Genomic DNA, 11886 nt, shown 5'->3' with positions numbered 1-11886 from the left:
ACTACCGGTGTGTATTGTCGATCGTCAGGCTCACGCGGTTGGCTCGGCAATACAGTTCGGAGCAGTGCACGGGGCGGCCGTCCTGGTCGTAGGCGGTTTTGCTGATGCGGAACAGCGGCTCGCCAAGTTCGCAGCCCAGCCACCTGGCCTCGGCCTTGGTGGCGGTGTAGATGTCTATGAGCTTGCGGTCGCTGCGCACGCAGGTTTCATAGCCTTCATCGAACAGCTGGTACGTGGAGCCCCCGGGTCGGTAGCGCTGGTCGAACTCTGGGTAGCGAGCCAAAGGAATGTAGGAATGGTCGATGAACAGCGGCTCGTCTTCGAGGTACATCACCCGCACCAGCTTGAACAGCCGCCCACCGTCGGGCACGTCCAGCCGCTGGGCATAGTCGTCAACCGGGATCAGTTCCTGCTTGATCACTTCTTCACGAGTGTTCTTGCCCTGGGCCACGCCGAAATCGGTAAAGCCGCTGACGGTGAGCAGGGCGTTCTCTACCTTTCGGCCTTGCACAAAAGTGCCTTTGCCTTGCAGCCGGGTGAGCACACCTGTTTTCACCAGGTCGGTAATGGCTTTGCGCACGGTAATCCGGCTCACGCCGTGCAGTTCACACAGTTCGGGCTCTGTGGGGATCTGCCCGTCCACCGGGTACACGCCCTGCTCGATGGCCTCGAGTATCCGCTGGCGGACCACCGCGTAAAGCCGCTGGGACGAGTTGCGTTGCAAGCTGGGCATGGACCATCCTTGTTGGATCACGAACACAACGGCCAGTATAAAGGCCGGCGCCCTTGCCGCCAGTTTTTCCCCGGCCGGCGTTCAGCCCCAGGCGCCCTGGCACTGCAAGGTCAACGCTGCGCCACAGGCCCCTTGCCTCATAGCCTCCTCGAGAGCAGCACCCTTGGCGACTGCGCTTAGAAAGCCGGCAATAAAGGCGTCACCGGCGCCCATGGTGTCGACGATGTTCACGGGGAGCGCGCACTGGTGGTAGAACCGCTCACCGTGATAGGCCAGGCTACCTCCGGCACCGAGCGTGGCGATCACAGTGCCTGCTCCCATGCACGCCACTTCGCGCAAGCGAGCGCGCAGCTGAGGCGTGTCCTCGTGCGCCGAGGCGAATACGTAATCCAGGTTTGGCGGTAACGTGCCCCATAGCGGGCTGTCCCACTTGTCGGCGAAATCAAAGCTGATGATTTTGTTCCACGATTTAAGCGTGGGCAGGTAAGGCTCCACATGGCCCCAGATGCCGGCGTGCACCATGTCGAACCGTGCGATCCAGGCCAGGTCTTCATCGGTCAGATAAAAGCTGCTCATCACGCCCTCATGGTAATCGCCCAGCACGCGATCGCTGCCCTGCAGCTCCACGAACGTTTGCGCGGTGCTGCCAGGCTGGCTGTGCACGTGGCTCACATCCACCCCTTCAGCCGCCATCTCACGGCGCAACTGCCGGCCATAGTCGTCCTCGCCCACCCAGCCCACATAGGCAGGGCTTAACCCATGCCGGCTGCAGTGCACCGCGACGTTGACCGCATTGCCCCCCGAAAACCCTCGGCCCAACGCCGGGTACACGTCGATACAGTTATCCCCAACCGTTACCAGGCTTTTCATGACTGTTCCCCCCTCGCGGAAAAGATACGGGGCGACCCACGCCGCCCCGAGCCCCCTTAGTACTGCACCAGGCCACCGTAGTAGCGGCGGTCGTCCGGGTTATGGTCCTTGTAGATCGAGAGGTAGTAGCACAGCCATTCCATCGGCACGAACATCAGGAAGGGCGCGAGCCAAGGGTGCAAGCCGTGGCTGATCTCGGCGTAGTCCACCACGATCACGGCGTCGGTGTATTGCTTCACGAATTTGATGGCGCGTTCAGTGGTATGGCGGCTTTCATCGGTACCCAGCAGGAACAGGAAAGGCACGCCGGGCTCGACCACTTCCAGCGGCCCATGGCGGAACTCACCACTCTCCAGCACGCTGCCATGGGTCCAGGTGAATTCCATCAGGGTCACGATGCCTTCCTTGTAGGCCAGCGGCCGCAATGGGCCGGCCGCAACGGTGTAGATCATGGGCCAGGCGGCAGCGCGCTCGCCCAGCGCACGGCCTTTTTCTTCCCAACCCCGCACCAGTTCCCCCAGTACCGTCGGCAGTTGCTGAAGCTCACGGGCAATCCGGGCGACGTCGGGGTGGGGGGTGGGCTCCAGCCGGTTGATCATCTCCAGTGCCACGGTGTAGCAAAGCAGCAGGTGGATTTCCCAGATGCAGTCGGCCTCATAGGCCACTACCTGTTCCGCCACTTCGGTGATGGGGCTGTCGGGGCGCTTGGTGAACGCTGCGGTCAGCGCGCCGCGCGCCTTGGCGATCCGCAGCGCCTCGATCACCTCTTCGGTCTTGCCGTAATCCGACACACCGATCACCGCGCAGCGCTCGTCCAGCCGGTGAGGGGTGTTGTCGCAGAATTCCCAGCCCGAATAAGCCATGCACTGCAAACCCGAATAACGGTCCACCAAATGTTTGGCGGTTTGCGCGGCGTTAAGCGGCGAGCCACAGGCCACGAAATAGAAGCGGTCCACGCCGCGGGCGAGCATCTGCTCGACGATGGCCTTGACCTTGGGTACGTCCACGGCCAGCACCTTCTGGACCTCCTGAACCATGTTCTCGGTGACCAGAAAATCCACGGTGCTTTTATCGATATCCAGCATGTCGTTCTCTCCAGGGGTGATCAGGTCGGTTGTACTTCGAGGGCGGCAAGGCGCTTGTTCCGCCGCTCCCAATACGCGTAGGCAGGCAGGCCGGTCGCAATCACCACAAGTGCGCACACCAGGCCGGGAACCGGCGCCCATACGAATGTGGAAGCCACCAGAATCAGGCTCGACGCCAGGGCCAGGAAGGTCATCAGGCCAAAGGCCGGGGTGCGCCACAGGGGGTTGTAATCCGGTTGGCGGCGGCACCAGATGATCGAGCCGAACGTGAGGGTGTTCTTGAAGCACATCACCAGCGTGAAGTAGCCCAGCAGCGCGGTGAGGTTGGAGGCATAGATGAACACGATACCCAGCGCGCACTGCAGCACGATGGAGTAGTCCGGCGTGTGGAAGCGCGGGTGTACGTGGGCGAAGCACTTGAAGAAGAGGTTATCCTTGGCCATGGCGTACTCCAGCCGTGGCTGGTACATCACGCAGCTGGACAGCGAGCCGAGGATCACGATGATTGCCGTGACCGCGATAAATATCCCCGCCACGTTGCCCAGGGCAGGAAGGTAGGTCACCGCGTCGGAAAGCGGCGTTTCAGACCCCAGCAGCCGGTCGAAGGGCATCATTCCGGTGATCACCAGCGCCAGCAACGAGTAGAGCACCAGCACCAACAGGCAGGAGCCAATCAACGCACGCGGCATGGTCTTGCCTGGCTGTTTGATCTCGCCCGTCATGTAACAGATCGAGGCCATGCCGGTGTAGGACCAACTGGTGGCAGAGATGCCGGCCAGCAGTGCCATCAAGCCTGCACCTGCGCCCAAGGTAGGCCCGGAAACTACGGGAGCAGTGAGGTTTGCCCCGTTGATATAGAAAATCCCCAGGCCGATAACGAGAGTAAAGGGGATGATCTTGGCCACGGTGATCAGCGTTTGGAAGGTTGCCCCACCTTCTACGGAACGCAGATGCAGCAGCATGAAGCAAAGGATCAAGGCAGTGGCCAGCAGCTTCCCTGCCAAGGGGCTCACGGGCAGGATGAAGTTCAGGTTGCTCACAATGGCCAAGGCCATGATCGACAGCGAAGGCGCGTCGTTGGCCCAGAAACTCGTCCAGCCGGACAAAAAGGCCAAGGGCCTGCTGCCGGCTTTCTTCAGGTAGATGTAGTCGGCGCCGTTCTCGGGGTATGCGGTAGACAGCTCGGCGTACACGCACATCTGCGGGATAACGATCAGCCCGCCAATCACAAAGGCAAGGATGGTGAGCAGCGGTGTGCCTGCCGCCTTCGCTACCTCACCCACCGAAACGAAAATACCCGAACCCACCGTCGTGCCCACCGCGATCGCCAGCACAGGCCAGAAGCCCAGCTTGCGCGCGAGTTCTTTGGAATACCCTTCTGAAACCTGCATATGCCCACCCGATTGTTTTCGTTATTGGGGGCCGCCGTGACAGGCGGCAGTGACACGCACTGTAAAGCCAGTCAATACGCTTACTCGAAAGCATGACGATATATAACGTATTTATGATGAATGTAGCAGGCAGGCACAGGTGCGCAAATTTATTTTTGCTGAGGGGCGATAGGGGTTCCCAAGCCTCGCCTGGTCCTACATCCCCGCTGTGAACAGAGATATCGGGATCGACGCGGTAGTAGTAGGCGGCAGCCTGCGAACAGGCATTGCGCCTGTTGTATGCAATTCCCAGGCTTCGCCTGGTCCCTCAAGCCCCGCCGCTTCCCACAGGTCCGCTGTCGCACCGGGAACAACTCTGTTCCATGAGAGTAGGCAGCAGCCTGCGAAAAGGGCGTTGAATCAGATGTGACCACGCATGGCCAAGGCGCTTATCGAACTAGTCGGCAGCAGCGACATTCGCGTGGTGCTGACGAGAGGCTTCGCTGTCTGTAGCCGGGGCGGCGTTGGCCATTACTTGCTTTTTCTTGTATTCGCACACGTAAACGCGCGTGGGGTCGTTCTGGTACAGCGTTATGTTTCGCTTGGCATCTTCACATTCACGCATCTGCTCTTCGCGTGCAGAGCCCGAGCTGGGCTTGTAGGCTATTTGCCGTGGCTCGCAATGGCCAGGGGAAGCGCAGAGGCTGACGTACATGATCGCGGCTAAAGGCATGGTCATTCATTCCATTGTTACGGCGGGATCTTCCAGGGATCTCTGGCTGAGCAGGCCTGATCGTCAGGCCGCTGAAGGTACAGGCGGGTTACTGCGCCACTACGGTGCCTGGGTAAGGAACGACAGAGCCGGTTACGCGCATACCAGGATCGCGTGCGCGAACCGCAACCCCAGCAGAAGAATCATCGTGTTGAACGGGTTGCCAGATACGCCAGGCCTGGCCTGCATCCATATCCGGGACTTCAACCGTTTCCCGGGCGACAACCTTGCCTTTGCGGGTAATTTCGAGGTCCAGATAGCCACCCTTCACCATATGGTCCGAAGCGTTGACCACGGTTCCAACGATGCTCGTGACGTGCCCGGCATCCACCAACTGCACGTTGCGTAACCTCAAGTCGGCTGCACCGGCAGAAGAGACAAACGCACTTAGAGCCACCAGCGCTACTATTTTCGAGTTCACGTTCTCCCTCCTTGGGAATCGAATGATGGCAAGATGATACCTGCCCCCGAGCCCTCTGCGTAGAGGTTTTTGACGCTTTATTAAAAAGTTCAAAATAAAGTCAATAATTTGTCGAACGCGCGTTTGATTGCTCGACGGCTATATGGCGCGGAGCCATTAGTGTCGGGCTCAGAGATAAGGCGAGGAGGCGAGGAGGAGAGGAGGAGAGGAGGGGCATACCAAGCCACTGCTTCCAGCGGGCAGCGGGTGCTACAAACAGGCCGTCCGTTCCCGGGCTGGCAGCCAGTGCCGACCCGAGAACAGTTACGCCGGTTGCTACGCCATAAAGTCGCTCTGGTGCAACGTAGTCACGCCCACCAACTGGATTTCAAACTCGGCAGTGGCGTCGGCGTTCACGCTGCCGTACAGGACGCCGTTTTCGAGGCGCAACTGGCCGGCTGCGTTGTGGCTGTCGAACGCCGCGCTGCCGATGAACGTGAAGCCTTCCTTGGCTGCGGTGGCCGTGTCGCCATCGAGGCCGCTGAGGTCGATCTTGTCGCCTTCGCTGGTTTTGAAGCCCGAGATTACATCGCGCAGGTTGCCCAGCCCCAGGTCGCCCAAGGCATTGAACTTGTAAACGTCCGCGCCCGTGCCGCCGGTGAGGGTGTCCTTGCCGGCGCCGCCGATCAGGGTGTCGTCACCGGCACCGCCATTGAGTTCATCGTCGCCCGCACCGCCGTCCAATACGTTAGCCACAGCGCTGCCGGTCAGTTTGTCGTTGTACAGGCTACCGATCACGTTCTCCATGTACTTGATCGTGTCCAGCCCCGAACCACCGGTGTTCTGCTGGGCAGTGGTGTTCAAGGCCAGGGTGATCCCTTGGGTGGCGTACGCGTAAGACACGGTGTCGATCCCGTCGCGGCCATCCAGCACGTTGTTACCGGCGCCCGCCACGAAGGTGTTGTCCAGCGCATTGCCGATACCGTTGGCGGCGCCGATGGTATTGATCACCAGGTTTTCCACGTTGCTGCTCAGCGTCCAGGTGGCGAGGCTGGTGTACACGGTGTCGATGCCGCCGGTGGCGCTGTCGCTGTTCTTCTCCACGGTGGTGTCGTCGGCGTTGTCGACGTAGTAGGTATCGGAACCGTCACCGCCGGTCATGCTGTCGGCGCCGGCTTTGCCGTCTAGCACGTTGGCCGCGTCGTTGCCGGTGATGAAGTTGCGCAGCGCATTCCCCGTACCGTTGATGGCCGAATAGCCGGTGAGCACCAGGTATTCCACGTTATTGCCCAGCGTCCAGCTCACCGAGGCCTGCACGGTGTCGATCTGGCTGGTGGAGGCATTGGTTTCGATCACCACATCACCGGCGTTATCGACGATATACACATCCTTGCCGTCGCCTCCGGTCATGGTGTCCGCACCCAGGTCGCCGTCCAGCGTGTCGTTGTAGGCGCTGCCTACCAATGTGTCGTCCAGGTCGGTGCCCAGGATGTTGCCGCCTTTCTGGGCGGCCACCTCGTCGTACACATCTTGCGCGGTGCGGTTGTCGGTCGCATCGCCCTGGAAGCCCAGGTCGGAGGCGATGTAATCCGCCAGCCGCTGGCCCACGATTTCGGCGGACTCTTCATGCAAGTGCCACACATCGTCCGGGTAGGTCACAGGGTCCGCTTCCTCGCGCAACGGCAGGTCGGTGTAGTCCACCGCCAGCGCTACGTCGGCGCGCTCCGCCGCGATCGCCTCCTGAGTCGCCCGCACGGCCACCAGGCCGTTCTGGATCTGCGCGATCGTGGTTTCGTCATAGCCACGCACTCGCGCGGCGTCCGCGTCGTAGTGGCCGGTTTCCATGATGTACACCTTGAAGTCGCCCAGCTGCGCGTGCAGGTAATCGAACACCTTCAAGGTGGCGGCTTTGTACGCGGCGGTGGCGGCTACGACGTCAGCCGACCGGCCGATTTCCCCGGCGGCTTCTTCGCCTTGGCCCCAGATGATGCCCATGGTCACGTTGTCGGTTGCCGTGAGGCTGGCCAGCTGTTCTTTCAGCAGGCCAACGGCGCGCAGCAGGGCAGGGCCCGGCTGGTTGGTGTCGGTCAGCCACCACGACAGCCGCAGCTGTTCCTCGTTGCCAGTCGACAAGCCGTTCACCGTACTGCCGCCCACAGCGATGTCGATGCCGTTGCCATCGGCGTCGGTGAACTGGCTGCGCACGTCATAGGTGGTGTACTTGCTCAAGTCCTTGACCAGTTCGGTGATGCCAGACTGGTCGTCGTCATCGGTCATGCGCAGCATGCGCGCGTTGGATTGCCCCAGGGTTGGCAGGAACAGAATGTCTTGCTGGGCGCGTTCGGCAAACACAAAGTCGCTGGCGCTCAGGGTGGAAGAATAATTGCCCTGCAAGGTCACTTCGAAACGGTTGCCGTCGGCATCGGACTCGGCCGACTTGATGTAAGTTTTGCTGCCGTCGGCGCTGGTGGTGATGTACAGCGTGTTGTGGCTGCCATCCCCCAGGCCCAGGATGCCCAGCGCGCTCACGTCGATCTTGTCCACGCCCACGGTGAAGTCGGTAATGGTATCGCTGGCGGTAATGCCGCCAGTGTCGTAGTCCCGGTAGCTGTCGGTGAGTGCCGAGAAGCGGAAGGTATCCGCACCGTCGCCACCGGTAAGCGTATCGCGGCCCGCACCACCATCCAGCACATCGGCGCCGGCGTTGCCTTTAAGGGTATCGGCGCCATCCAGCCCCAGGATCAGATCACTGTGGGTGGTCCCGTTCAGGGTTTCCCCTGAGGCAGTGCCGGTGATGGTGGTGGGGAGCGCGGCGGCTACGGTGAGGGCGAACACGTCACTGGCGGATGCGCCCTTGGGGTCGGTGGCGGTCACCAGCACGTTATAGGCGCCCGCGGCGTCGTCCACCGGTGTACCGCTGAAGGTCAGGGTATTGGCATCGAACGTCAGCCAGGCGGGCAGGGCGGTACCGTCTTGCAGCGTGGCTTTGTAGGTGAGGGTATCGCTGTCGGCGTCGGTGAAGGCCGTCTGCGACAGGGTGTAGGTATAGGGGCTGTTTTCGGTCGCTGCGCTGTCCTGCAGCGGGTCGGAGATCACCGGGGCCGCATTGGCGGGTACCGAGCCGCTGTTGAAGATAACGTTCGCGCCAGTGAGGGTGGCAGCGTAGTTGCCCTGCAACGCGAGCTCGAAGCGGTTGCCGCTGGCGTCGGCATCGTAGCTTTTCAGGTAGGTGCGGCCATTGCTGCTGTTGTACTGCACCAGCAGGGTACCGTTGTAACCGTTGCCAAGCCCCTTGAAGCCCAGGCCCGCGAGGTCCAGCCTGTCCTGGCTGACATCGAAGTCTGTGATCAGGTCGCTGTAGCTGGTGGTGGCGCTGCGATAACTGTCAGTGAGGTTGGTGAAGCGGAAAATATCCGCGCCAGTGCCGCCGGTGAGGTTATCCGCGCCGGCGCCGCCAACCAGAATGTCATTGCCGCCAGCGCCATTGAGGGTGTCCACCCCGGCGAGGCCGAGCAGTTGCTCGTTGGCTGCGGTACCGGTGAGGGTGTCTTTGCCTGAGGTACCAGTGATGACCTTGTTTCCGGTGTCGGGGGTATCTTCCACCGCCAGGGTAAAGGTATCCGTGATGGTGCCGCTTTTGCCGTCGCTGGCGGTCACGGTCACGTTGAAGGTACCGGCGGCATTCAAGTCCGGCGTGCCGCTGAAGGTGCGGGTGGAGGCATCGAAGGTCAGCCAGCTTGGCAAGGCGCTGCCGTCGGCCAGGGTGGCGATGAAGGTCAGGGTGTCGTTATCGGCATCGGTGAAGCTGGTGGCCGGGATCACGTAGCTGAACGGCGTGGCTTCCTTGGCGCTCTGGTCGGCCAGTGGGGCGGCCACGACGGGGGCATGGTTGACCGGAGGCGTGGCGTTGAGGATGAAGTCCGACGCCGTGAGGGTGCCCACCAGGTTGCCGGTCAGCCCCAGCTCCAGGCGCTGGCCGCTGGCGTCGGCGTCGTAGTTCTTGATGTAGGTTTTGTTGGCGCTGGCGCTGTACTGCAGCAGCAACGTGCCGTTGTAGCCGTTGCCCAGCCCGGTGTAGCCCAGGCCGGAGAGGTCGATCTTGTCCACGCCTACGGTGAAGTCGGTGATGGTGTCGGCGTAGCTGGTGCTGGCGGTGCGGTAGCTGTCGGTTACGCTGGTGAAGCGGAAGGTGTCCGCCCCGGCGCCGCCGGTGAGGGTATCGCTCCCGGCGCCGCCGATCAGCACGTCATCGCCTGCGCCGCCCACCAGAGCGTCCTTGCCGGAAGTGCCGGTGATCACCTTCGGCGTAGTATCAGGCGCGGCAGGTGTGTCTTGCACCGCCAGCGCGAAGGTGTCGGCCACGCTGCCGGCCTTGCCGTCGTTGGCGGTGACAGTCACGTTGAAGTTACCCGCCGCGTTCGAATCCGGTGTGCCGCTGAAGGTGCGGGTGGCGGCGTCGAACTTCAGCCAGGCCGGCAAGGCACTGCCGTCGGCCAGGGTGGCGGTGAAGGTCAGTGTGTCGTTGTCCGCGTCGGTAAAGGCACCGGCCGGGATGGTGTAGCTGAACGGCGATGTTTCGGTGGCGCTCTGGTCGGCCAGAGGGGCGGCTACCACTGGCGCATGGTTCACCGGCGCCGCGGTGGCAAAGATAAAGTCCGTCGCCTTGAGCGTGTTCAGGAGGTTGCCCGCCAGTGCCAACTCGAAGCGGTTGCCGTTGGCATCGACTTCAAGGGATTTGACGTAGGTTTTGTCGCCTGCGCTATTGAGCGCGAGGTAAACGGTGCCGTTGCGGCCATCGCCCAGGCCGGTGATGCCCAGCGCCGACAGGTCGATGTGGTCCTCGCCAGCGGCAAAGTCGCTGATCAGGTCCACCGCGGTAACGCCACCGGTGTTGTAGTTGCGGTAACTGTCCAGGCGGTCCGTGAATGCGAACGTGTCGGCCCCGGCGCCACCGGTGAGGGTGTCCACGCCGGTGCCGCCGTTAATGATGTCGTTGCCGGCGCCGCCGTTGATCTTGTCTGCTCCCGCCAGGCCCATCAGGGTATCGTTGCCCGCGGTGCCGACCAGCGTGTCGTCGCCAGCGGTGCCCTGCGGCGCGGTATCCGGCGGTGTGGTGCCCACAGTGGTGCCGTCGCCGTAGGTCAAGGTCGAGCCCTTGGTGGTATTGGCGATGCTGTTGTCGGTGATGGTATTGCGGTCCGTACCGTCTTCGTTACGCTCGGCCACCCCATAGGTGGAATTGGCGCCGCCGGTGATGGTGTTGTCGGTAATGAGGTTGTCGCTGCCGGGGAAGAACTTGCCGGACACGCCAGCGGTGTCGTCATAGCTCTGGATGACCACTTCCGGCACCGGTGCCTTCAGCCCGTTGTTGGTCAGGGTATTGCCGGTAATGGTGACATCCGTGCTGCCATAGATGCGCACGCCCGAGCCGCCGTTGTCGTGGATATTCACACCGGTCACGGTCACGTCGCTGGACAGCTTCACCAGCACGCCTTCGGCGCCGTTGTTGTACACGCTGCCGCCTTCGATGGTCACGTCGTACGGCGAGGGGATGTTCTCGCTGCCGCGCTGCACCACGATACCGTTGCCGCCGTTGCCGTAGGCCACGTTGCCGGTCATGGTGAAATCGTTGGTGCTGGTGACGATGTTGAAGCCGTGGCGGTCGTTGTCGTACGCCACGTTGTTCACATACTTGGTGTCGATCATGTAGTCCGCGACAAAGCCGTCCAGGCCGTTGCCGTGGGACACGCAATTCTCGATCAGCATGTTGATCGTTTGCTCGTGGGGGTCGAAGCCGTAACCCGAGCAGTCCTTGATTTCCACGCCGCTGAGGGTGACGTTGCTGTCGTGGCCGTCCTTGCCAGGAATGTAGCCGTTGAACCAGCCGTCGATCTTGCCGGTGGTGTTGTCCCGGTTGCCGTCGATGGTCAGGTTGCTGAGGCCGAAGTCGTGGGTTTCCTCGCCGTAAGCCGAGCGGATCACCCCGGTGATCTTGGTGTCGGAGCCGTCCGCCACCTTGACTGTGGTCAGGCCAGCGCCCGCGCCCTCCATGTACACGTTGCTTTTGAGCATCAGGCAACCGTCGGAAGGCTCCTCCCCGGCGGAAACGATAAAGGTCCCGGTTGGTACGAAAACGGTGCCGCCGCCTGCCGCCGCTGCGGCGTCAATGGTTGCCTGAATGGCCGCGGTGTCGTCCGTTACACCGTCACCTACCGCGCCGAAGTCCTTTACGTTGAAGATCATGTGCTTGGTCCGCCCGGGGAGGAAAATAGTGATCAATGCCAAAATGTCGACAATTGGTACGACTTTGTATGACGGAGTTCACACGCGGATTGTGGTTATCAGACGGGCGCGTCAAAGAAATCGCGAAATTGGGCATTTGGCCATTAAAGCGGCGGTATGCTGGCGGCGGTTTTGCTCTAAGGAGGGTGTGAAAAGCTCGTTGAGTCATATTTATGTCGTGTGGGTCGGATTTTTGGCGCGGTGAATTTCGCTTGGATATGTAACCTATCAATAGTCAGAGAATGTTCGCGGCCGTTGCTGGTGATCCAAGGACCGCGATTCGCGAGCTTCGCCCGCTTCCTACAGAGGTACACGCTCCTCAGGGTGTCAGGATGACCTCTGTGGGAAACGGGGGCCGGCCATTCGGCGATAGC

Annotated in this window: 7 protein-coding genes; all 7 read right to left on the bottom strand. The window is 61.7% G+C overall.

Annotation, left to right across the window (positions count from 1 at the left end; genetic code table 11):
• Position 1: 1 nt before the first annotated feature.
• Entirely contained in the window at positions 2 to 733 is a 732-nt protein-coding gene (locus tag G7016_RS16165) for a GntR family transcriptional regulator (protein WP_181116233.1), read from the bottom strand.
• An 81-nt stretch (positions 734 to 814) separates the two neighbouring features.
• Positions 815 to 1603 (bottom strand): fructoselysine 6-kinase, encoded by a 789-nt coding sequence (frlD, locus tag G7016_RS16160; RefSeq protein WP_181116230.1) that lies wholly within the window; start codon positions 1601 to 1603, stop codon positions 815 to 817.
• A gap of 56 nt (positions 1604 to 1659) precedes the next feature.
• Positions 1660 to 2688, bottom strand: coding sequence for a fructoselysine 6-phosphate deglycase (frlB, locus tag G7016_RS16155; RefSeq protein ID WP_181116225.1), 1029 nt, complete (start codon positions 2686 to 2688; stop codon positions 1660 to 1662).
• A gap of 20 nt (positions 2689 to 2708) precedes the next feature.
• Complete coding sequence (gene frlA, locus G7016_RS16150) at positions 2709 to 4079, bottom strand: fructoselysine/psicoselysine transporter FrlA (protein WP_181116223.1); 1371 nt, start codon at positions 4077 to 4079, stop codon at positions 2709 to 2711.
• A 436-nt stretch (positions 4080 to 4515) separates the two neighbouring features.
• Positions 4516 to 4797, bottom strand: a complete 282-nt coding sequence (locus tag G7016_RS16145; protein ID WP_181116220.1) for a hypothetical protein — start codon at positions 4795 to 4797, stop codon at positions 4516 to 4518.
• 82 nt (positions 4798 to 4879) lie between these two features.
• Entirely contained in the window at positions 4880 to 5251 is a 372-nt protein-coding gene (locus G7016_RS16140; RefSeq protein ID WP_181116218.1) for an FxLYD domain-containing protein, read from the bottom strand.
• A gap of 315 nt (positions 5252 to 5566) precedes the next feature.
• Positions 5567 to 11473 (bottom strand): putative Ig domain-containing protein, encoded by a 5907-nt coding sequence (locus tag G7016_RS16135; protein ID WP_181116216.1) that lies wholly within the window; start codon positions 11471 to 11473, stop codon positions 5567 to 5569.
• Positions 11474 to 11886 lie beyond the last annotated feature (413 nt).

Source organism: Pseudomonas japonica (genome assembly GCF_013522925.1).
Taxonomy (GTDB): Bacteria; Pseudomonadota; Gammaproteobacteria; order Pseudomonadales; family Pseudomonadaceae; genus Aquipseudomonas; species Aquipseudomonas japonica_A.
The sequence above is the reverse complement of the archived record's forward strand: the minus strand, read 5'-3'. Positions and strand labels throughout refer to the sequence as shown.